Source organism: bacterium (genome assembly GCA_037128595.1).
Lineage (GTDB): Bacteria > Verrucomicrobiota > Kiritimatiellia > CAIKKV01 > CAITUY01 > JAABPW01.
On record JBAXWB010000015.1, the window covers coordinates 60,460 to 83,817 of the forward strand.

A 23,358-nucleotide genomic window follows, 5' to 3' on the forward strand; every position below is an offset into this window, starting at 1 on the left:
ACATCATTCCTGTTTTTTTCGCCTTTGCCATTATTGTGGCTGGTTGTCGCGATGTTCGTGATGGCTGGATCATCCGGTGGGTTTGCTGCGGCTCCGATGAGTTCTCCCGTAGTTGACTGGGAAGCCCTTAAGCCTGATTCTATCGTTCCTGCAACGCTTCTGGTCGGCTATAAGCCCGTCGTGGGTGACCAAAGCGTGAAGATGGCGGCGGAAGCGGTTCGAAATGATTTACATGCCAAGGTCGGGGCCACCTTGCGTCATCGATATTCGCTGATTCCTCTCGATTCGGTTCTTGTGCCCCAGGGGATGTCGCTGAAGGAGGCGGCCGCAATCTATGCGGCTGATCCTGGTGTTGCTTACGTTGAACCCAACTACAAACTCTATCCGACCGCTCTTCCGAACGATCCCGGTTATAGTATGTTATGGGGAATGCCGCGCATCCATGCGCCTGAAGCATGGGACGTTTCGAAGGGGAGCAAGAGCATCCTTGTCGCGGTGATTGACACCGGCATTTTGCGCACCCATCAGGATTTGGCGGCCAACATGTGGCAGAATCCCGGTGAAACGGGGTTGGATTCACTTGGGCGCGATAAGGCAACCAATGGCGTTGATGATGATGGAAATGGATTCATTGACGATGTTAATGGCTGGGACTTTATTAACAATGACAACAACCCTACCGATGATCAAGGGCATGGCACTCACTGCGCAGGCACGATCGGCGGGGTCGGTAATAATGGCAAAGGCGTTGTTGGTGTGAATTGGAATGTCAGTATGGTTGCGCTTAAATTTATGGGTACGGATGGCGGGTCTACCGAGAATGCCATCCGCGCGCTGCAGTATGCGGTGCTATCTATTCCCGGTGTTCGTCTCACCAGCAATAGCTGGGGCGGCACGGATAATAGTACGGCCCTTAAAAACGCTATTGATGCGGCTGGCGGCGCCGGGCAGTTGTTTATCGCCGCTGCGGGGAACGACTCAGTTAATAATGATACGAGTCCTCACTATCCTTCAAGTTATACGTCCTCAAATCTCATTTCAGTGGCTTCGATCGACTCGGATGGTAGCATGTCCTACTTTTCCAATTATGGTTCGAATTCAGTGGATCTGGCTGCACCGGGGGGCGGTATTTACAGCACCACCTATGATGGAGGTTATGGCACAAAAAGCGGCACCTCAATGGCTACGCCGCATGTGGCGGGGGCGGCCGCCTTGTTGTGGTCTGTGAGTCCGGCCTCTACCTGGCGCGAAATCCGTGCGGCCCTGCTTAATAACGCAAGACCGAATGCGGCCCTTGCCGGAAAAATGGTGACGGGGGGCGAACTGGATGTGGCGGCCGCGATCAACACATTGAATCCGCCTGTGCTGAACCCTTCTCCTGTTTATGTTGTGGAGGGCGCTCAAGCCAATGTCGAGGTGACCCTTTTGAAGGAACCCGGGACCAACGTCACGGTGTCAGTGGCTTGGTTTTCCGGTAGTACGAATCTTTATGTTGTGGGTAGTCCTGCCTTGGAATTTACTCCATCAAACTGGTCAAATGTGCAGACCTTTGCGGTGGGTTCATTAATTGATATCGCGGATCAGGCTAATGACACGGCTGTTTTTCGTGTAACGGCCGAAGGCTCCGGTGGCGCGGAAATAACGGCCATCCAAAAAGATCTGGGGGATACGCTCCCGCCTCAGTGTGTGATTACTGGCTCGTTGAGTTCGGATCGGTCAATCGTTTCGTTCGATTTTAAATTTGATGAGAGCGTCACCGGTTTTGACACGAACGACATTTCGGTTCTGAATAATGTGATTGGAGGCATAAATTTCATCGATTTCATAGACGTAACCGGAGTGGGGCAGCATTATCAGCTGCGATATGCCATTGCCGCTCCGATGGGGGCTTTGCAGGTGACAGTCCCTGCGGGTAGTTTGACGGATTTGAGTGGCAATGCCAATTCCAATGAGCAGTATCAGTTCACCTATACCTTGCCGTGGGTTAAGAATGATTTCTTTGATGATATGGAAGGTGGGGTTGGGGGGTGGACGGTGTCCACGCAGGCGATGGCAGGCATCCAGACCAAGGCGTGGGAGTGGGGTATTCCGACCTACATTTATGGCCCTTCTGCCAATAGTGGAACCCACTGCTGGGGTACCGTCATGACGAACGTCTATCCCAATAATATGAATTCGTGGCTGATGTCTCCTTCGATTCAGGTTGGTGTCAGTCCGACGTTGGATTTTTACCTGTGGCTCGATTTAGAACCGGTTCATGATGTGGGTTATGTTGAGGTGTATGACGGATTCTCTTGGGTGAATGTGACGCCAGGTGACGCCTACACTGGTGTTACGGGCGGATGGTTCCATGAACAGATTGCGCTGGATAATGCCGCATTCGGAAGCCGCTCCCTGAAGGTGCGGTTTAAAACCTTGAGCAATAGTAGCACTAATTATGCCGGGATGTATGTGGATGACGTGCGCGTGCAGAGTCAGCGGGATCCGGGGTTGTGGCTGGTTTCCTGCTCGCCTACCAATGCACCTGCCGGGACGACCAATCCGTTGACCTTCACGATTTACAACTCCCTGCCGACAACGGTCTCGGCCTCGGCGGATATCAGTTCGCCTGATTTCGGGGTGACGGTTCTGAGCGGGAGCCCGGTCAGTTATGGACTCGTTGCCCCCGGTGAGGTGGTAACGTCGCTCGGCCCCGTGATGCTGCAGCTGGATGCGGCTGGGAATTTCGATTCCCCCGTGATCTCGCTGTTTCATCAAGCCCGGAATGGCAGTGTGGCGCAAGTATCAGAGGCCGTGTCGTTCATCGTGGACGGGGTGTCCAATTCCGTGTCGACCAATGCCCTCACGGTAAGATCCCTGCTCGGGGTGACCGATTGGCTGGGCGGGTTTTTAACGGGGAATGGCGGGGCGACTTCCGCGATCTTCCAGGTGATCTATGCCGGGCCAGACGGGCTCAAGAATGCGCCTCAGGGGAATGGGCAGGTTACCGGCGATGATCGGATTCTTTATAGCACCGATGTCCATCTGCCTTACGGGCGCATCGGGGAGGGCGTCGGGATTCTGCCGAATGCCGGGTCTTTCCTGAAGACGTTTTCGCATAACCTGTCCGCGACCGCGAAGGTGTATGTGCGGGCCTGGAATGCGGCCTCCTTTGCGGCGTCTGCCGCCTATGGGGATTCGGCGCTCTACACCTTAACGGCGGCGACCAACCAGACCCATGATTACGGGCGTTGGGCCGTTGCGAATCCTGCGCCTGGCAGTTTCGGTCGTGATACCGATGGCGACTCCCTCTCGGATGGCTGGTGCGTGTTGCATGGGTTGTCTGCGAATAACCCGATTGTGCCGCTGGCGTGCAAGGTGATTGAAGCGAAATCTATCACGGATGTCTCCTTCCCGAACCGGGTCGCCGTCAGCAGTAATTTTGTCTTCATCGCGGATATGAACAACAAGCGGGTTCAGGTGTGGGATCGCGCCCTGACCACGCGGAAGTTTGTCCTGGGCGCCACCTCCGGGGCGGCGGGGACTAATTTCGGATTTCCGCGCGGGCTCGCTGTGACCCGTGATGGGACACGGGTGGCGGTCGCCGATACCGGCAATTCACGGGTTCGCCTGTTCTCTGTAAATCCAGTGAGTGGCACGCTGTCGAGCCTGTTCGATTTCGGCTCAAACGGAACCAATGATGGCCAGTTCAACCGGCCGATGGCGGTGGCCTTCGGGAGCGCGGACGAAATATACGTTGCCGACAGTGATCAGAGCGCTGCGGTATGCAATAATCGGGTTCAGGTATTCAACTCCAATGGGGTGTTTCAGTCGACCTTTGGCACCGCAGGGTCTAATCCTTCCGAGTTCCAGCGGTTACTGGGTGTGGGAATGGGGGCTGACGGGACCTTGTATGCCGCTGACGGGATGAATAACCGGGTTCAGGCGTTTACCGCAGGAAGCACGTTCGCCTGGGAGTTCGGCACCAGTGGAACCGGGGTGGGGCAATTTAACCGGGTCTGGGATGCCCAACCCGGCTTGAATAAGATGCTCTATGTTTGTGACTCCTATAACAATCGTATTCAAGTGGTGAATCTCGCCGGCGCGCCGTCCGTGGCCGTCTCGGGGGTCTTTACCAATGCAGGGAGCTTGGGGGTCTTTAATTTCCCGCAGTCTGCGGCGGCCGCTCCGGATGACCATGTTCTCTATGTGGCCGATACCCTGAATAACCGGGTGCTCAGGCTGAAGGTGACCATGGATGCGGATGGGGACGGGATGGATGATGTGTGGGAAGTTCTGCACGGCCTCAATCCTCAGGATCCGTCCGACGCGTTTGGCGATCCGGACGGGGATGGGACGCTGAACATTGGCGAGTACCGGGCGGGCACGGACCCCCAGTCGGGAACGCCGGGCATCAATCTTAAAATCAGCAGTATCGTGGTGGCGCAGGGCCAACTGAGCTGGTTGGCTTTGTCCGGCTATGTCTATCGCGTCCAGACGTCAACGAACCTGATGCAGAATGCCTGGGTTGATGGAATGACAACGACCTCAATGGTGGATGGCGCTTTAGTGGTCACGAACCAGTTCCCGAATACGAATCCGGTGGACTTCATGAGGGTTCTGTGGATTAATGCGCCCTGAAAAATTGCAGAGTTTTGACAATGTGGAGTTCCGTGATTTGATAAAATGAGAGCGGAGCCGGTTTGAAAAACATTAAATAATTGTGATTTTATGAGACGAAAAACGACGGCGATACAGTGTTTTGCTGGTTCTATGGCCATGATCTTGATCGTGGCTTCGTTTGCCGCTTGCGCTCGCAAGGAGAAGCCCAAGGCGCCGGAAAAGAAAATGCAGTCATTCGAGATTGCTCCGACGGCCATCCCGGTGTTGGCCTCCACCAATGCGGCAGTGGCCGTTTCGGCGTCCAATCAAGCGGAGCGGGTGGAGGGGCCCAGGAAAGTGGTGAGAATTGACCCCATGGCCCAAGGGCGCCCTGGTCCTGTAAAGGGTACACCTCTGACCCCTGAGCAGCGGCGCAAGATGAGGCTGATGGAATCGGACTATGCTCACAAAGTGATCAAGGCGGAACTGGAGAAGGCTCAACTCGTCTATGATCTCGAGCGGCAGGAACTGGAGAAGACGGAAGTCGAACTGCGCGAGAACGATGAGGCCGTCAAGGCCGCCTATGCCAGGATGCTGGACGTCAGGAATGCCTATGAAACGGCCTGTAATAAAGACATTCCGGGCTATGCGGATTTGGTAAAGGAGTCCAGTCAGTTGCGCGCCAGTTTAGCTGAGCTGGTGGCCCGGAAGAATAAGGGTGAGACCGTGGATTCCGAGCAACTGGCCAGTGTGAACCGGCGTTTCAACGCCGCTCTGTCGACGATCAGTCAAATGCGGGGGCAGGCCAACGCGGCCGTGCCTGGCGTGGCGCAGGCCCTTCAAGATGTGATCAAGGTGCAGGGCGCCTATGAACAGTGTTTGTTAAGCAATAAAGAATATTCACAGGCGAAAGTGAAGCCGGACAAGACAGCGGCTAAAATCGCCAGTTTGACGTCGAGGCAGGAATAATAATGAGCAGGAGAAGCAATATGACTTTTATGAAACATCATCTGATGAAGCGGATTCCTTTTGCGACCGGGCGGTTCTTCCTGCCTCTGGTGTTGGCCGGAGTGTTGTTAAGTCTGGACGGCACTGCTCAAAGTCTGACGGTTCAGGTTCGCCCCGTCGCCACCCCGGTGGCCGGGACGGTCTCGCCGACCAACTTTTTTGCGGTCTCCACCGTACCCCAGACGATTTCTGTCACGGCCGACGAAAGCAATCCGGCCTTTGCTTTTGATCATTGGGAAGTGGTGACGACTAACGCGGCCATAAACGTGTTTTCTCTGGCCACTGACCCCTCTGTGTTGATCGATGTCACTTCCACCAACAGTTCCGCCCTGGTGCGTGCCTTCTACAGATCTCGCGGGGTTTCATTGATCGTCACGGCTAATCCTGCAAATGGCGGGTATACGTCAAATCCCGGCTTGGGGACTAATTGGTTCGCCACGAATGCGCTGGTGACCATTACCGCCACGGCGACGAACAACAATGAGTTTTTGAGCTGGAGCGGTGCCGCAGTGGGGAATGCGAATCCGGTGAGTTTCAATATGGGAAGTTCTCAGCCCCTGGTCGCGAATTTCATCAAGCTCTGGACGGTTGATCAATATTACTGGTCCGGTCCCTCCCTTATTGGACCCTATTCCGGTATCGTCGCTCGTAATAATTCCAATTTAATCGTCAGTGTGTCGGCTCCTTTTATTCCTTCCGGCAACTTCCGCTACCGGTGTAATGGGTATACCAACGGGGTCAATGTCAATCTTCCGACCAGTACGGGCGGGGGAATTACCACCTGTACGATCCAGCCGATCACCGCCAATGCCTCGCTTTACTGGACCTGGGTGAAGCAGTGGCGTGTCTCGATACTGAACAGCAGTAATGGGACAGCCATTGTTACCGACAATGGGCCCGGTGACGGGGATCCCAATGACGATTGGTTTGATGACTTGACGCCCGTGACCATTACGATGCATGCGACCGACCCTCTAACGCTGGAGCCGAATTATTGCTGGGTAGGTACCAATAAAATGTTCCCTGACGGGGTGGGTAACATTTATGGTTACGCCATTTCGAATAATGTCACCATTACGCCTGTTTTCAGAGCGAAGGCAGCCTCGGAACTTCCTCCCTGGTTTATTGCGCATTGGGGTCTGGTGCCGGGCGTTCCGGGCAATGATGCCGGGGACGACCCTGACGGGGACGGACTTAACAACAAGCAGGAGGCTGATCTTACCAATACTAATAAAGGGTGGTATTTCAACCCCCTGAATGCCGATTCGGATGGGGATGGGATGGATGATGGCTATGAATATAACTCGATTGACCCCACCAACCTCTCTGATCTGGCGGCGACCACCTATCGCCGGGCGGCAACCGATGCGACCAAGGAAAATGGACCGCTCGGCAACCCTGACGGCGATTACCACTGGTCTACCACGGATGGGTATCAGCAGAAGGACAAGCCGTTGACGAACATCGAAGAATACAAGGGGCCGGATGGCCTGGGTCCCTTCACGACCACCTTGAACTTCGGCGAAACGAAATTTGGCATCTCCTATCCGTTATACGCAAACCCGGTCGGATCCCGACCTCCAGTGACGGTTCTGGTGACGAATCAGTTATATACCGGGGATACTGGGGATCAGAGCGCCGGCAATGATACGGATTCCGATAAAGATCGATTCGATGACGGCTTCGAGTGGTCCTGGGACAAATGGCAGCAGGATCATAGTGGCTCAAATGAGATATTTGAGGCCGGGATAACCAATGACCTGGTTACCACCAATGGTGTGGCCGTTATGATTACCAATGTGGTGCCGGCGTGGGACGGAGCCGCCAATGTCACCCGGCGCTTCAATCCGGGACTGAATCAGAATTCATCCTCATCAGGGCTGGCCAGCGGTCAGTCGGACAACGATGTTTTGTATGATTTTGCCTCAGGCGGAGTGTCGATCGATTACTATACCGATCTGATGGAATACAACGCTTCGTCAAATATGTTCAGCAATGCCATTAACGGTGCACCCCACGCCCTGCGTATGGATCATCCGCCTGCCGGGGATGCCAACCCCCGCCGCTGCACGCATCCGTTCCTCATGGATGTCGATCAGGATGGCCTGCCGGACGGCTACGAGGTTATTTTTGGTTATGATCCCTGGACTAAAAATACCGGGGCGGTCTATTCGGATGATGAGGACAATCCTGATGGCGACTGGATGGCGCGCGCCACCACGAACCACCTCTCGTTGCGGAATCACGGGGTCTATATGGCGTATGGGTTTGATTGCCGGACCGCCGTGGATGAGTTTTATCCAAAAGCCAATGAAATGCCTGGCCGAGGCGCCACTCCCAGTCCCAGGACTCAACGCTATTCGAATCTTGAGGAAATGCGGGGACCCGACGGGGTGATGATGCTGACGCCGCGGGGTCTCGGAGTGGTTGATGACGCTACGAATCCCCGCAATGTGGATTCCGATGGTGACGGAATCTGGGATGGCTGGGAAAATTATACAGGTTTGAATCCTACCGATCCGAGTGACGCCGCGGCTGATTCTGACAAGGATAAACTGATCAATGTACTTGAGTTTCAGAGTTTCTACACCTCCAGCACCAATCGGACCGCATTGACGCCGCTTCCAAACTGGCTCAATAAAATTTTCCCGACGGATCCGGGTGTGCAGCCGAGTGGATGGTATACGGATTGGGCCGTTGAGCCCTGGACGCAGCTCGGTAAAGATACTGACGGGGATGGCATCAGCGATTTTGCTGAAATGGCCCCATTCAATGGGCTGGGCGTGTCTTCCACAAATGTCACACAGGACGTTGACGGGAATGTGGTGACCCAGGTCTTTGCCTCGGCCGTATGGAATGGATCTTGTTATACCGATGGCGGGCTTAATCCCTGTAGCAGCGACACGGATGGTGACACCATGCCGGATCCTTACGAGGCGTCTTTTGCTGCCGGGCTGAATGGCACCGTGGGCGATCAGATGGATGACCCGGATAACGACAAACTGCCGAACTACCTGGAATATTTTTCAGCGGCCAACTGGTTGTATCGCTGGGACCGGACGGTGCCCAATACTTACTACAAACCCGATGATTTGTTTGAGGGGCGCCCACTCGGGTTTGACTGGAGCACAAAAGTGTATATTCCGCTCGCCAAACTGGGCCCGCCTTTGGGGCCAAAAGTGCTCGGCCCGAGTGTTCTGAGTTATGTGGGTTCCAGTCCTATTTCCGTGGATAACGATGAGGATGGTATCGACGACTATTCGGAAATTTTCCATATGATGAACCCCGCCTACGGGGTCCTGGATCTTCTTGCATCGCGTGATGCTCAGTTTCGCGTGTCTATCGGCGGCCTTCCTGATCCGTATGTCGCTGATCCTCGTGTGATGCCTTGGGCGAATGGCAGTCCCTTTATGGATTCCGATGGGGATGGGCTCTTGAATTCAACAGAAGGGATTAATCTTAGGTTTCCTGTGACGGCACCTTTCTACCATACGGATGGGACTCCCTTGTGGATGTCCGATTGGGACTACCCTAAAAGCTGGGTGAATCTGTATTATGGATCTTCCTTGCCCTCGCCAGACGGAGTTTGGTTCTGGAGCAAGTTCCCTCCAGCCTATGCCTATGATTTTGAATGTAACGAAGGGTTTGATACCGATAATGATGGCAATTCTGACCAGGAGGAATTAGTCACGACGCAAACCGATCCGCTGTCCCCCGAACGCCCGATGAAGCGGCGTGCCTTGTATTTGCCTGAAGGCGCCAAAGCGTGGGCGCGCAGCTTGCCCGTCGTTGTTGATGACCTCGCCATCAATCCCGCTATTACAAATCAGCCCTTACGTTCCTATACTGTGGAAGCTTGGGTCCGTCCTTTGAATCCCGTGAGCGGCACCTATCAGACGGTGGTGGAACGGGCAATGATGGTGCCCATTGGTAACCCCATGAATATAGGTTCCGGTGTGCGTGTGAATTTCAGGCTCGGACTTGATCCTGATGGGTTGCCTTTTGTCGGCTACTCCGGGGATGGCCGGCAATCGGTCTACTATGAAGCCAAAGCTTCCGCCACCTCGCGATTGTCGGTGACGAACTGGACGCATCTCTGCGGAACATATCAGGTTCCGTCCGCGACCGATCGGGACAAGCGGGGAGTGTTGACGTTATACGTGAATGGTCAGATGGCGAAACAGACCAATCCGGATGAACTGCCCGCCATCGGGCAATACGGGGTCGGGCCAACCGTATTCGTTTATCCGACTCCTGTGATGGTGGGGGCTTCGGATGATAATCCCAACGGGGTAATACGGTTGCTCTACCTTGGCGATGCCGCCAACCAGCCTGCTCCTAAGAATTTCTTCAAAGGGTGGATTGATGAAGTGCGGGTGTGGGAAGGCGGTCGGTCGCAAGCACAGGTTATGGCCACAATGGGCCGCCGGATGAAGCAGACCGATGTGCTTGCCTCGCAGGCGACCGCGACTCCCTTGAAGTATATTTATACGTTCGATGCCACCTCTGATCCTGATCACTCGCCTACGGCGCCGGCCAGTCTTGGATTTGATATTACAGGAACGGCCATTTACCCGACAGATTGGCCGGCGTGTTATTTCTGGGGGTCTTCCCCGGAACGGTCAACGGTCTATTCCGATTACCGGTATGTGCCTTGGATCCAGAACGCGGTGGAGCATCTTCCGATGATGCTTCCCCGTGACATCGGGGATCCGAATGCCACGAATCTGACTTACAGGAATGGGAGCAATCCGTATGGGTGGTGGCATAAAACTAATCCAAGTGCTCTTCTGGAGTTTTTTCATAACTTCTTTGACCTGCTACCTTTGGGGGCGGCCGTTGCGGATGAGGATGTTCCGATGTGGGATGGCGGCGGCGTGCCGGCGCTGGATCCGTTCAGCACCCTCGGTGATGGCATTCCAGACGCCTGGAAGGAAGCCAATGGCTTTGACCCCATGGATACCACGGTGGCCAATGGCGACGCGGATGGGGATGGGCTGAGCAACTATTACGAGTATCTCTGCGGGACAGATCCCAAGTCCGGCGTGTCAGGCTCAAGCAGTGTCCCCGACCCGGAGCAGGATGCCGATGGCGACGGGTTGAGCAATATCCAGGAGCTTCAGCACGGCACGATGCCGAACATGAAGGATACGGATGATGATGGCCTGACCGATTGGGAGGAAGTGGGCGGTAAGGTAGATCCCACCTGGGTGAGACCGGCGAACAGCCAGCCTCCAAAAGTCCAGACCGATCCGCTGAATCCCCTGTCGCCGGCGATCCAGCGTTCCGTTTACTTGAATGGAGCGTCCCGCTTGATTGTGCCGCCCAGTGACAAATTGCTCGGGAAAGACTGGACGGTCGAGGCCTGGGTGAATCCCGACACGAACAGTGTGGGCGGGGTGATCGTCACCCGATTTGTGCAGGGCTTCAGCGCGAACGAGTACGGGATTAACTACGAATTGGGCTTGACCACCAATTCCGCGCCGGCGGGAATGTTGAGGCCTTATGTGCGCTATATGATGATGACCAATGGCGCGCCCCGCGAAACCCGGGTCGACGGGCTGGGCACGTGCATTACCAACAACCTCGGCAGCGTTTTGATTCCAACCGGCACCTGGACGCAGGTGGCGGGAATGTGCAATGGCGCCTCCAATACGATGGCCTTGTATGTCAATGGAAAATTGGTGGCATATCGGACCGACCTGATTTCTCTATCTCCTACGGTCTATGGTTATGGAACCGGGCACCGGGATGATGAGGTGACCATCGGGGCGAGCCGTTCCGCAGGCGTGGTCTCCAATGGCTTCAAAGGCTATCTGGATAACGTCCGGATCTGGTCCACTGCCCGATCGGCTGCCGCCATTCTGGATCGTTACAATGCCCCCGAGGGGAACCCGTCCGGAAGCGCCTCTCTGCCGCTCAAGAACGGGACGCTTACCACACTCGGCGGGTTGAGCGCCGAGGTGGCGACCTTGGCAAGCAGTTCGCCTGCCCGGGTTCTGGTGAAATTCACCGATGAGGCCACGGCCAAGAATACCGCGGCTCTGACCGCCGCAGGAATTCAGGTCCTCAATTTTGTGGCACCCGGCGTGCGCGCTGTCAAGGCGACCCAGCAGCAGTTGGCCACGATGGGGGATGCCGTGACCTGGACCGGGCTGCTTAAGCCGATAAATAAAGTAGCGCCGCTGTTAAATGTGGGTGGCGCGGATAATGGCACCCGCAAAGTGTTGGTGACTTTCTTCAAGGATGTTGCTCAGGCGGATGCCGTTCTGGCCGTTAAAGCGGTGGGCGGTTTGGTGTACAACGACAAATATATTGCCGGGTCGGATCTGGTGGCTACCGTTAATGACTCACAGTTGACGGCACTGGCGGCCAATAATGCGGTGTCATGGGTGGCGCCGGCGGCGTCGTTCCTGACGACGGGTGCGACCGTCTATAAGCTGTCCGCACATCTGGTCGGTGGCGCCGAGGTGGCACCGTTTGTGAATTACGGTAATGGCTGGGATGGCCCGGGACGTGGCTCAGCGGCCCTGACGTATCACTTTGTGAACTACAACTGCAATCTGCCGCAGGCGACTGCCAAGCGGGCGGTGACGGATGCCATGTTGAACTGGGCGCAGTATGCGGCCCTCACGTTCACGGAAACGGCTACGGCCGGCTTGACCTATTCCATGGATATCGACTGGCGGACGATTGATGGTCCTTTGGGCGTTCTCGGGATGGGGTACTTCCCTAACGATATTAATCCTGAGCCGATTGCGGGTGATTTCCAGTTGGACACGGCCGAGACCTGGAAGGACGGTATGGCAGGGAACGGGATCGATCTCCAGTATGTGGCCCTGCATGAAGAGGGGCACTGTCTGGGAATGGCTCACTCCGATGATCCCACCGCCGTGATGTATCCCTATTATGACGGGACGCGCGGAGCCACGTTGGCGCCGGACGATATCGCCGGGATCCAGAATATCTATGGCACCCCGCTGGTCAAGTCCGGGTTGGCTGAATTCCGGTTTGATGATGGCGGCTTGAATGCCCAGGACTTTACGGTGTCCAGTGACTGGAAGACCGGCTGGGCCAGTTCGGCGAAACTGGATGGGGCGTTGTTCTCAACCAATACCGTGGCTCCATTGAACAAGGACTCGGATGGCGACGGGCTGCCGGACTGGTGGGAGCAGGCCAACGGGTTGGATGCCTATAATGCGATCGGCGTGAATGGCGCTTATGGTGATCCCGATGGCGATGGGCTCAGCAATCTGGCGGAGTATCTGGCGGGCACCAATCCCCATATGTGGTCGACGGCGGATAATACCTTTAGTGATTATGACAGCCGCCAGGGGCCCGGGTACCGTACCTACGGAGAACTCTATGATGATGGCGACGGAATTCCTGATTTGTGGGAGTCCAAGTATCCCGGCCCCTGTCTCACAACGGATGCACTAGGGTTGGATCCGGCTTACTATGACGCCAATTTGGATCCGGATGAGGACGGGTGGGATAATTATTCTGAATACATGGCGGGAACAGATCCGCTGGATCATCTGAGCTTCCCGATGCCGCAACTTAGTATAGCGCTTCGCTACACGGGGAGATTAGGAGCCACACTGGATCAGGTCATGGGGAGTGGGTCGAATGCCGCAGGAGTTGTCCGGCTGTCATTCTATCATAAGGCGACAATGGATGGGTATCCGGATGCTGTTCTGGCGGTCAAGTCAAGTATAACGAATGGAACCGCTGAATCCTTTATGAATTCTGTGGGCACCACGAGTAATGATTTTGATCACATCTGGCAGGGGAATAACTATATCTTTGGTTACCTGGATGCAAATAATGACGGCGAGTGGAACCCGGCAACCGAGCCTGCCGGTATCAGCCAGTTCCAGCCGCTTAATATAGGGTGGGGCGCTATCAATAAAATTGAAATTGGGCTCACAGACACCATGCCGGGTTACCCTCGGTTTAATTGGCCGGCATCGTCTAATGTGCTGCAATACACGGTGTCATGCCCGCTTTTAACTAAAACGATCGTGGCGCCCAGGAACTACTTCCATGAGGGAGACTGGCTGGCGGCCGGACTTTACGGTGTGACCACCGGGGATGTGATTACGCCTTGGTCTATTTATGCCGACGGGGTGGCGTATACCAACGTTCTCATGGGGTCCTTCCCGAAAGCGGCCTCATTGGTGGCGTCAGAAATGGTGACCCCGAATGGGAGTATGCAGTTCCAGGCAGCGCTGAACGAGTTGGCGTTCAAGGTGGACACCAATGCGACGGCCTACAGAGTCCAGATTCTGGCGACGAGCAATGCCGTAACTCCGCTCCTGTCGAGCACGAACATTGTTCCGTATATGGATGTTAACGGGGTGCGGAAAATCATGTTGCCGTTCTATGCGGGTGACAATTATGTGCCTGCGGGCGGGAATTATGCCTCAGCCACCTGGGCCAATGGGTTGTATTGGGCTCGGGTTCAGGGCTTTACCCGGGGCGTAACTTCAACCTGGTCGCCAAGCAGTTCGTTCCTGCTGAATGTTCAGCCTCCGGCCGCAGGTGGAAAATCCATGATCAGTGGCGATGTGTACTACTTCGGTAAAGTGGGGCATGGGTATGGTGCCGGGCAAAATAGTAATCTGACTATGATTGTACAGGCCTTCGAATCACCCGGGTTCAGTGAGGTCGCTGATGGGCAGGTTCAGATTTCCTATCAGTGCTCGACCAGTGCGCCGTCGGCCAAGAAGGGCGATTATGTGATGAAGGGATTGAAGAATATTCCTTATTATGTGCGGGCCTTCATTGATGTAAACGGGAACCGAAAACTCGACTCATGGGAGCCGATGGGCTTTGTTCAAACGCCCACAACCAATGGCTATGTGGTGGCTCCGGTGGATCTCTCCAGTGGTTCGGGAAATAGTTCAAAAACCGATGTCAGGGTGGTGATCCGGGATCGTGATACCGATGATGACGGTTTGCCGGATGGGTGGGAGTGGATGTATTACGGCACTCTGGCGCGAGGAGCCTATGAGACGGGCGTCACGAACATGACCTATTGGGGACCCACTAATATGACCCTGATCCGGTGTTACGAAATCGATCCGATGGATACGGATCCGACGGCGGTGAACGGGGATACGGATGGGGATGGCGTGAGTGACTTTGACGAAGTGTGTTACTCGGATCGCATTGCGGGAACGCCTCCGAATATCAAGGATTATAACCCCTATGATCCGGTGACGAATCCGAAGGGAACGGATCTGAACCCGATGAAGTGGGATACGGATGGGGATGGGTTGTCGGACGGGTATGAGATTGCTCACGGCCTCAACCCCCTGAATCCGGCAGATGGCGCCGCACAGATTGCGGCGCTCAGGGCAGCAGGGGAAGCCATTCCCGGGATGCCGAGCATATCGCAAATCGCGACCGTAACGCCGGATGCAGGTCAGTTCACGCTGAAATGGCAAGGCCAGTTTGGCATGAACTATGAGGTACAGTTCAGTGATGACCTCAAAACCTGGGTTCCCGCTGTGAACGGACTGCGCTATGGGCCTGTTGTCCACATCTACGAGGATAATTCACCCAAGGTCGCGACCAGGTTCTATCGGGTGGTGGTGAAATAGTGGGGAATGATAACCGTTGACCTGTTTTGGGCATTTTCGTAAGTTGCAAGGGATCAATTCAAAAGAGAGCAAATAAATATGAAGTACCTTTTTCAAAATGCTTTGGTAGTCGCGATCGGTGTTGCGCTGGCTGGCTGTGAGTGGGGCGGCAGTGGGGATGGTAACTCGTGGAATGACAGTGCGAGCATTGCTAATTTCAGCGGAAATTATCAGGGCAATGGCACGTATCTTGTTTCGGCATACACGGTCACCTCGACCGGCAGTGGCGGTTCCACCACCATTACGACTCCCGTAAACAGCGAATCGCAGGGAAGTGCGGCAATGGGGAATACGACCTTCAGCGGGACCACCGTGCATGTCCCCGTTAGCGCAAGCACGGTAACGCTAAGTTTGGCGGGCGATCTGGGGAATTTTACTGATGATGGCGCAGGCCATTTAAGTGGCCAATATCACACTCGGGCAGGGAACTCGGACCTGTTTAACGCGACCGGAACCATCAACTATAATAACGGGCAATGGACTTTGACATTAGCTGCGGGTGCCCCATTGGGTGAAAACTCTTCGTTCACGATTAGTTACTCCTATGTCACTGGCGGAACGGGGGGGACTACATCAACCGGAAGCGCAGGGAGTTCAGGCGTGAGCATCTATGCCTTTAATGTTCAGCAGAGCGGCAATAAGGTTAAGATCATTGACAACAATGGCAGTGTGTATGAGGGAAGCCTCGGGGATGTCCGGACAACCGGTAACCTGTCTTCCAGTTCATCAGGGTCAGGGCTCGTGGCTGGCGACCAGGTCATTGCTCCTTTTTCCGCTGCTGGGCACAGCAAGTCAGGGATGTATGTCAATATGGCCGGTAATTTCCAGGGCACAGTGGCCGGGGTGACATCGGTCAGCGAGGTGAGTGGTTCTACCACGACGATTAAAACCTCCTTTGCATTGACATCTCGCGTCATTCAGGGGACTTGGATTGAGGATGGCGGTAAAACCGGCGATATACGCGGCGTGTGCCCCTCTTCGGTTAGCGTTTCGACTTCGAGCAGTACCTCGACCAACGCGCCGTAATGGGTTTTGAGATGTTTTAAGGGTCAGGTCGAATTGCATTCGATCTGACCCTTTTTGTTTATCAAGGGTGAGGGTTCTTGTGGGAGGGGCGCTATGCGCCGCGACCGGCACCCCCCGGCTCCTGGTTCGACTTGTCGCGGCGCATAGCGCCCCTCCCACAAGAATATTTCCGGCCAAACAACGTGCGTAGGGGAGAGGGATGGCGAAGCCTGTATGTAAATTAAATAAATATAGAAACTATTTAATTCATATTGTATGGTTGCGAGAAGTTATATGTTCAATGGAGTCCCTTTCCTCATCAAGTGAATTGACTGAATATAGCATATGTGCGATATTAGGCCCTCAGTCGCCTCAGAGGCGGGAGACTATCATGAAGATAACTAAAGATTTGGAATGTATGCGTGCGGCCCATGAGGTGCAGGCCGAGGGTATTCGTGCGCATCCGGATTTTAAACGGGTGTCTGACGAGTTTGATGTGGAATATGATGTAGCGCGCCAGATGCTGGCGACCCGCACGCAAGCAGGGCTGTCCCAGGCCGCTCTGGCGCGGCGGATGCATACTACGCAGAGCGTGGTGTCCCGGATTGAGTCCGGCGTAAATGTGTCCGTTGAAACATTGGCTCGTTTCGCCGCAGCATGCGGAACGCGATTAGAGGTGAGGATGGTCCGCGTAAGTAGGGCCTGAATGTTCAATCCGAATATTCTACCAGAATAGTTTTCTCGACGTATGCCCGGAGTCTGTGACTGATGAGTTTCTGCTTGGATTGACACCCCGGCAAGAAATATGCAAAATGATCATAGATTTAAGGAAAAGACTAAATGACCACAATACACAATGTCAGTGTGACAAGTAGAGTGTTGCTTTATCAGGAACGGGATGGGACTTATGTGGCCCATGCGCTTGAAACCGACCTGATTGGGGAGGGGAATAGCCCGAATAAGGCCATGGCGGACCTGCGGAATGCCTTGGAAGCCCAGATTACCTTCGCGATCCAAATGGGTAACACGGGGATGATTCAGCGCGAAGCTCCGGAGGACATTATTACCCGCTGGGAGAAAGCCAATAAGCAGAGCATCAAGGATTTGACCAAGGAAGGCCATACCTTGCACGTCAAGGCGGTCGCAAAAGTCATTGAGATTACGCCCAGGGAAGTCGCTTTGCTGCGCTCTAAGGCCAGGCGGAATGCCTTTTCTGCGTCTTCCCGGGCGGTGGCCTGTGCCTAAGCCGCTCAAGTTCCACGAATTGATCCGCAGATTGAAGGATCATAATCGGGAATTTGAGATTCATGAGCGGCGAGGGAAGGGGAGCCACTGTATGCTCTACCACAAAACCCTTGCCGGTCGTCCCGCCTCCGTACCCGTTCCCCGCCATGGTGGGCGCGATATATCACCCCGGATCCTCTCCCAGATAATTCGGGCCTTTAATTTGCCGCATGATCTGCTTGGGTGACTTGCTTTTTCATAATCACCCAACTTTCTCCAAGATCACTATTGGGAAGCCGCAGAATTTTGTAATGGATCCGCGGCTGATGTAGTCGATTTCTTGACAAACCCCGGCGATAATCTTACCTTATTGTAAGAATCAAGGATCAACGGTAAGAAGGATGAATGATATGGCAACGGCCACGCTGACAAGTAAAGGGCAACTGGTAATCCCTAAACCCATCAGGGATTATCTGCATTTGCATTCAGGCGACATGCTGGACTTTATGGTTCAGGAGAGCGGGGATGTGCTGATGCGACCCGCCGTCGAGGATGTCCGCAAGCTTAAAGGGTTGCTGCATAAACCCGGGCGGAAATCGGTGTCACTGGAGGCCATGCGGCAGGCGATCCGTCAGCGTGGAGGCGCGCTGTCATGATTGGTCTGGATACCAATGTCCTGATTCGATACCTCACCCACGACGACCCGAACCAGTCGCAGAAGGCCTCCTCTATCGTTGAAGAGGCTGCAACAAAGGGCGAGAAACTTCTCATCCATCCGATCGTGTTATGCGAACTGGTGTGGGTTTTGGAGTCAGCCTATGACTATGGGCGTGGCGAAGTGGCTACGACCCTTGATAAAATTTTGCGTACCGCCCAGTTTGAGATTCCGGGTAAGGAAGTGGTCTGGAGTGCGTGGACCGACTATCGCTCAGGTAAGGGTGATTTCGCAGACTATTTGATCGGCCGCGCGAACGGGCAGTTGGGTGCGGTTCACACGGTGACCTTTGATAAGGCATTAAAGGCCCATAAGCAATTTCGAACAATATAATCCTGAAAAGAGCAGTTCAACTACGAAAGTCGCGAAAGACGCGAAAATAATGTGTTGATAATGAAAGACTTAGAATAACAGTTGTCTGGAATTGCTTCTGCACCCATTGGGTGAAGGTCGTTTCAACTATACTTGTTTTGTAATGTCTTGATGATCAATACCTTTCGCGCATTTCGCGTGTTTCGTAGTGGTCTTAACTGCCGGATTTAGGATAATAGGAGGTCATTATGAATGGACTAGAAAGAGTGGATAAGCCACGTCGGTGGCCTTTAATGTTGGGGTTGGCTCTGATGTCGGTGATCGTGATCGGGCTGGCGGGTTGGTATTATTTCCAGCGTCCTGGCGTCCCTGCACAAGATGCCGCCGGTACGGCGGCTACTACAGAAGACGGCGCGAAGCTCCCTGTAGTAACCGGGGTGCCGCCGGTAGAGCCAGTAGGCAGTGGGCAGGTGGCAGAAGAAGGTGTGAAAGCACCTGTAACCGGCGTGCCGCCGGTAGTGACGCCGAAAGATGCCGCCGGCACGGCGGCTACTACACCAGAAGATGGTACGAAGCTCCCTGTAGTAACCGGCGTGCCGCCGGTAATGGCTCTGAAAGAGGCCGCCGATGCGCTTCTGGCGGCCGATAAGAAAGACCTCGCCCGGGAGAAATATTACGAAGCATTGGCCGCCGGTCCGGAGGCCGCCTTGAAAGCCACGATTGAGGAGAAATTGGGCAAGTTGAATGTCGAGATGATCCGGCTGCCATGGCCAATGGCTGAAAAACAGGAGGTGGTCGTCCAGACCAATGATGCCGTCAAACTCATTGCCCGCAGGTTTGGCACCACCGTCGAAATGATCGTGAAGGGGAATGAACTCAAACGTCCCGATATTATCCGGCCCGGTCAGCGCCTCAAGGTCTTTACCGGGAAGATGGGGATAGTAGTGAGTAAATCCCGGCATGACCTTTTGGTGACAGCGAATGGGCGGTTTTTCAAGCGGTATCAGGTGGCGACCGGCCGGTATGAGAAAACCCCTGTAGGCACCTTTGCGGTGGCCGAGCGTATCCCTGAACCGCCGTGGCACCGGGATGATGGCAAGGTGATTCCGTTCGGCGACAAGGAGAATATCCTTGGCACCCGCTGGATGGCCATCAAGTCGACCGGCACCACCCCGGAAATCAGGGGCTATGGCATTCATGGCACCTGGGATAACGCCTCTATCGGGAAATCCGAAAGCGCCGGCTGTATCCGCCTCAAGAATGAGGATGTGGAAGAGCTCTTCGAGATGGTCTCGATAGGGACTCCTGTTGTTATTCAGGACTGAAAAAAAAGACTTCACCACTGATTGAAGAAATGCAGGAAATCCTGAAAAGATAAAGAGTATTTGACGGAAGCTCGCGAAGACCGCGAAGTGCAAGACAATATGGCGGCATTTCTTGTTCGGGAATACCCGAGCCAAAAATGCCGCCATGGTGCTTCTTCAATTCGAGAAAACCGTTGCGGGATTTTTATGCGGAGTACTCGCCGCATACAAATCCCGCAATATTACTTTCTAGCCTGAATTTCCTCCATTTCTTTAATCAGTGGTGAAGTCTTTCCTTCTGCAATTTTCCATGGTAAAGTCCGTCCCTTGAATTTGACTGGGAGAATAAAGAATGCATCAATATAGAACACATAACTGTGGTCAGCTGAAGCTCGATCAGGTGGCTCAAACGGTCCGGATTTCCGGCTGGGTATTCCGTAAACGGGACCATGGGCAATTGCTTTTCATCGATCTACGTGACCATTATGGCCAGACGCAGGTGGTGATCACCCCTGATCGCTCCTTCTTCGAAGAATGCCAGAAGGTCCGGCCTGAAAGCGTGATCACGGTGACCGGCACTGTGGTAGCCAGAAGTCAGGATACGATCAATGAGACCCTGCCGACCGGGAAAATCGAAGTGCTGGCCGAGTCGCTCACGGTGGAGAGTCTCGCGGATCCGCTTCCCTTCCAGATTACCATTGAGGAAGACGGCCCGGAAGAGACCCGGCTGAAATACCGGTTCCTGGATCTCCGGCGTGAACGGTTGCATAAAAACATCCTGTTGCGCTCCCAGATCATCGCCAGCCTGCGCCAGCGCATGATCGGGCATGGGTTTACGGAATTCCAGACCCCCATCCTGACCAGCAGTTCTCCGGAAGGGGCCCGCGATTATCTGGTCCCCAGCCGCGTTCATCCGGGCAAGTTCTATGCGCTTCCCCAGGCCCCCCAGCAGTTCAAGCAGCTGCTCATGGTCGCGGGCTTTGATAGGTATTTCCAGATTGCCCCCTGCTTCCGCGATGAGGATGCCCGGGCGGATCGGTCGCCAGGTGAATTTTACCAGCTCGATATGGAAATGTCGTTTGTCACCCAGGATGATGTGTTTGCCGTCGTCGAGGATGTGATCCACGGGGTATTCACCGAGTTCTCGAAGGTGACGAATGATAAGCCGCCGTTCGAGCGCATTCCCTATGCGACGGCCATGGTGAAGTATGGGACCGATAAGCCGGACCTGAGAATTCCGATTATCATGCAGGATGTGTCGGATATCTTCCGCGCTTCCAAATTCAATGCGTTCCGCTCGGTGGTGGAAAAAGGCGGAGTGGTGCGGGCCATCCCGGTCAAGGGCATCGCCGATAAACCGCGCAGTTTCTTCGATAAGCTGGTTGAGTATGCCCAGTCATTGGGTTCCAAAGGCCTGGCCTATCTGGTCTGGGAGGGCGGCGTTGTAAAGGGCCCCATCCTGAAGTTCCTGTCTGAGGAGGAACTCAAGGCCCTGGCCGCGCGCGCGGGCATGACTGACGGGGATGTGATGTTCTTTGTGAGCGACCAGGCCAAGGTGGCGAATAAGATCTGTGGCGATCTCCGCACCAAGCTGGGGCGGGATCTGGACATCATTCCGAAGGGGATCAACCGATTCTGCTGGATTGTGGATTTCCCGATGTTCGAGTTCGATGAGGAAACCCGCAGCATCACCTTCTCTCATAACCCGTTCTCCATGCCTCAGGGTGGCATGAGCGCCCTGGTCGAGAAGGATCCGCTGGATATCCTGGCTTTCCAGTATGACATCGTCTGCAATGGCGTGGAGCTCTCCAGCGGGGCGATCCGTAACCATAGTCCGGACGTCATGTATAAGGCCTTTACCATCGCCGGTTATCCTCCGGAGGAGGTGGATAAGCGATTTGGCGGAATGATCAACGCCTTCAAGCTGGGCGCACCGCCCCACGGCGGGATTGCCCCCGGGGTGGACCGCATGGTCATGCTGTTGGCGGGCGAGAGCAATATCCGCGAGGTGATTGCCTTCCCGATGAACCAGAAGGCGCAGGATCTGATGATGAATGCGCCTAATAACGTCATGGATAAGCAGCTGCGGGAACTGCATCTCAAGCTGGATCTTCCGAAAGAAAAAGAGAAGAAGGAAGAGGCAAAGTAGTTATTGGTTATTTCTTAATGTGGGAGGGGCGCTACGCGCCGCGATGTTCTTGGCAGGACCTTGAAAGGCTCTGTCGCGGCGCGTAGCGCCCCTCCCACGAGGATTTTAGGCGGCTGGATTTTCTATGATTCGAACTGGCATAGGCTTTGATATCCATCGGTTCGCACCCGGACGCAAACTCATTCTGGGCGGGATCGAGATTCCGTCACCTGACGGGCTGGAAGGCCATTCGGATGCGGATGTGCTCTGTCATGCCCTGGCCGATGCCCTGCTGGGCGCGATTGCGGATGGGGATATCGGGCAGCATTTCCCCAATACCGACCCCAGGTGGAAAGACGCCGATAGTGTCGAGTTACTCCGTCAGGTGGTCCTCCGGGTCAGGGTCAAGGGATTCCAGGTGGTGAATGTGGATGCCGTGATCACCGCCGAGCGGCCCAAAGTGATGCCCTTTGCGTTACGCATGCGGGAACGCCTGGCTCCGGTGCTGGGGGTGACGATCGGCGAGGTGTCGATCAAGGCCACGACCATGGAAGGGCTTGGCGCGATCGGGCGTGGCGAGGGGATTGCGGTCATGGCTAGTGTGCTGGTTGAAAAGCAGCCATAAAGGCGTCGCGGCGCATAGCGCCCCTCCCACAAGATAAAAGAGCGAAATCTCTTTGTGGGAGGGGCGCTATGCGCCGCGACTCTTTTTTGCATATAGCTATAATAAACATATACATCTTCTAAATATAACATTTACTTATTTATATTTTGGCGGTAAGTTGCCGCCAGCATGTCGATTCCTGAAAATCTACCCGTGGGAGGGGCGCTATGCGCCGCGACGCCTCCGCATTCCGCCGATCTTCGCCGCAACCGGATCAGTCTTCCCATACACATGTATCACGTCACTAAACGTCTTGATAAGCATGTGGCGTCGACCCTTAATTTGACCTGTTTCGGCAAGATCCTTGTTGCCGCTTTTGTCCATCAGCGGAATCGGCACAATTGCAGATTATTCGCATTTGTGGTTATGCCTGACCATATCCATTGGCTTTTTGCCATTCCCGAGGCAGGCTCGCTCTCAGAGCGTGTCAAGGTCACGTTCAACTGGTCTTCGGTACAGATTAATCGGGCCTGTAGCCGCCATGGGCCGCTATGGCAGGATGGATTTTACGATCATCTGTTGCGGGAGGACGAGCCCATTGCGGGATTGATCGACTATATTGAGGCAAATCCAGTTCGGAAATGCCTGTGTGAGTTCCCCGGAGATTGGGAATGGTCAAGTGCGTATCCTGCCTTGCAGAACGGTCTGGATCGGGACTGGTTGAGCTTCCACAGATTCAAGTGAAAATATTGAAGAGTCGCGGCGCATAGCGCCCCTCCCACAAGAGATAAGAGAGGGGACTCTTAGTGGGAGGGGCGCTATGCGCCGCG

General features: G+C 54.7%; 12 protein-coding genes. All 12 read left to right on the forward strand.

The features are described 5' to 3' along the window. Positions 1 to 60 precede the first annotated feature (60 nt). The 12 genes from WCS52_10700 (at position 61) to WCS52_10755 (ending at position 23,272) form a co-directional block, all read left to right on the forward strand. Positions 61 to 4,620 (forward strand): S8 family serine peptidase, encoded by a 4,560-nt coding sequence (locus WCS52_10700; GenBank protein MEI6167653.1) that lies wholly within the window; start codon positions 61 to 63, stop codon positions 4,618 to 4,620. 90 nt (positions 4,621 to 4,710) lie between these two features. Beyond that, positions 4,711 to 5,550: a hypothetical protein gene (locus WCS52_10705; GenBank protein ID MEI6167654.1), complete on the forward strand. Its 840-nt coding sequence runs from the start codon at positions 4,711 to 4,713 to the stop codon at positions 5,548 to 5,550. 20 nt (positions 5,551 to 5,570) lie between these two features. Further along, positions 5,571 to 15,197 (forward strand): LamG-like jellyroll fold domain-containing protein, encoded by a 9,627-nt coding sequence (locus tag WCS52_10710; protein ID MEI6167655.1) that lies wholly within the window; start codon positions 5,571 to 5,573, stop codon positions 15,195 to 15,197. 78 nt (positions 15,198 to 15,275) lie between these two features. Beyond that, a complete protein-coding gene (locus WCS52_10715; protein MEI6167656.1) occupies positions 15,276 to 16,262 on the forward strand; it encodes a hypothetical protein in 987 nt (328 codons plus the stop codon). Between the two features lie 370 nt (positions 16,263 to 16,632). Continuing rightward, the gene (locus WCS52_10720) at positions 16,633 to 16,947 is read left to right on the forward strand and encodes a helix-turn-helix transcriptional regulator (GenBank protein MEI6167657.1); all 315 of its coding nucleotides are present in this window, start codon (positions 16,633 to 16,635) and stop codon (positions 16,945 to 16,947) included. Positions 16,948 to 17,081: 134 nt separating this feature from the next. Beyond that, positions 17,082 to 17,486, forward strand: a complete 405-nt coding sequence (locus tag WCS52_10725; GenBank protein ID MEI6167658.1) for a hypothetical protein — start codon at positions 17,082 to 17,084, stop codon at positions 17,484 to 17,486. A gap of 380 nt (positions 17,487 to 17,866) precedes the next feature. Further along, positions 17,867 to 18,121 carry an AbrB/MazE/SpoVT family DNA-binding domain-containing protein gene (locus WCS52_10730; GenBank protein MEI6167659.1) on the forward strand — a complete coding sequence of 85 codons (255 nt, stop codon included), beginning with the start codon at positions 17,867 to 17,869 and terminating at the stop codon, positions 18,119 to 18,121. Continuing rightward, on the forward strand, positions 18,118 to 18,513 hold the full coding sequence (locus WCS52_10735; GenBank protein MEI6167660.1) for a type II toxin-antitoxin system VapC family toxin: 396 nt from the start codon (positions 18,118 to 18,120) through the stop codon (positions 18,511 to 18,513). The genes WCS52_10730 and WCS52_10735 overlap by 4 nt, the downstream gene beginning before the upstream one ends. Before the next feature lie 227 nt (positions 18,514 to 18,740). Continuing rightward, complete coding sequence (locus WCS52_10740) at positions 18,741 to 19,817, forward strand: L,D-transpeptidase family protein (GenBank protein ID MEI6167661.1); 1,077 nt, start codon at positions 18,741 to 18,743, stop codon at positions 19,815 to 19,817. A gap of 331 nt (positions 19,818 to 20,148) precedes the next feature. Beyond that, positions 20,149 to 21,945, forward strand: coding sequence for an aspartate--tRNA ligase (gene aspS, locus WCS52_10745; protein MEI6167662.1), 1,797 nt, complete (start codon positions 20,149 to 20,151; stop codon positions 21,943 to 21,945). A gap of 124 nt (positions 21,946 to 22,069) precedes the next feature. After that, positions 22,070 to 22,549 carry a 2-C-methyl-D-erythritol 2,4-cyclodiphosphate synthase gene (gene ispF / locus WCS52_10750; GenBank protein ID MEI6167663.1) on the forward strand — a complete coding sequence of 160 codons (480 nt, stop codon included), beginning with the start codon at positions 22,070 to 22,072 and terminating at the stop codon, positions 22,547 to 22,549. 168 nt (positions 22,550 to 22,717) lie between these two features. Beyond that, positions 22,718 to 23,272 carry a transposase gene (locus tag WCS52_10755; protein ID MEI6167664.1) on the forward strand — a complete coding sequence of 185 codons (555 nt, stop codon included), beginning with the start codon at positions 22,718 to 22,720 and terminating at the stop codon, positions 23,270 to 23,272. Positions 23,273 to 23,358 lie beyond the last annotated feature (86 nt).

Bases quoted from the DNA above. Each gene is read 5' to 3' on its own strand.
- WCS52_10700 (MEI6167653.1), top strand. From the start codon at position 61: ATGGCTGGATCATCCGGTGGGTTTGCTGCGGCTCCGATGAGTTCTCCC.
- WCS52_10705 (MEI6167654.1), top strand. From the start codon at position 4,711: ATGAGACGAAAAACGACGGCGATACAGTGTTTTGCTGGTTCTATGGCC.
- WCS52_10710 (MEI6167655.1), top strand. From the start codon at position 5,571: ATGACTTTTATGAAACATCATCTGATGAAGCGGATTCCTTTTGCGACC.
- WCS52_10715 (MEI6167656.1), top strand. From the start codon at position 15,276: ATGAAGTACCTTTTTCAAAATGCTTTGGTAGTCGCGATCGGTGTTGCG.
- WCS52_10720 (MEI6167657.1), top strand. From the start codon at position 16,633: ATGAAGATAACTAAAGATTTGGAATGTATGCGTGCGGCCCATGAGGTG.
- WCS52_10725 (MEI6167658.1), top strand. From the start codon at position 17,082: ATGACCACAATACACAATGTCAGTGTGACAAGTAGAGTGTTGCTTTAT.
- WCS52_10730 (MEI6167659.1), top strand. From the start codon at position 17,867: ATGAATGATATGGCAACGGCCACGCTGACAAGTAAAGGGCAACTGGTA.
- WCS52_10735 (MEI6167660.1), top strand. From the start codon at position 18,118: ATGATTGGTCTGGATACCAATGTCCTGATTCGATACCTCACCCACGAC.
- WCS52_10740 (MEI6167661.1), top strand. From the start codon at position 18,741: ATGAATGGACTAGAAAGAGTGGATAAGCCACGTCGGTGGCCTTTAATG.
- aspS (MEI6167662.1), top strand. From the start codon at position 20,149: ATGCATCAATATAGAACACATAACTGTGGTCAGCTGAAGCTCGATCAG.
- ispF (MEI6167663.1), top strand. From the start codon at position 22,070: ATGATTCGAACTGGCATAGGCTTTGATATCCATCGGTTCGCACCCGGA.
- WCS52_10755 (MEI6167664.1), top strand. From the start codon at position 22,718: ATGTCGATTCCTGAAAATCTACCCGTGGGAGGGGCGCTATGCGCCGCG.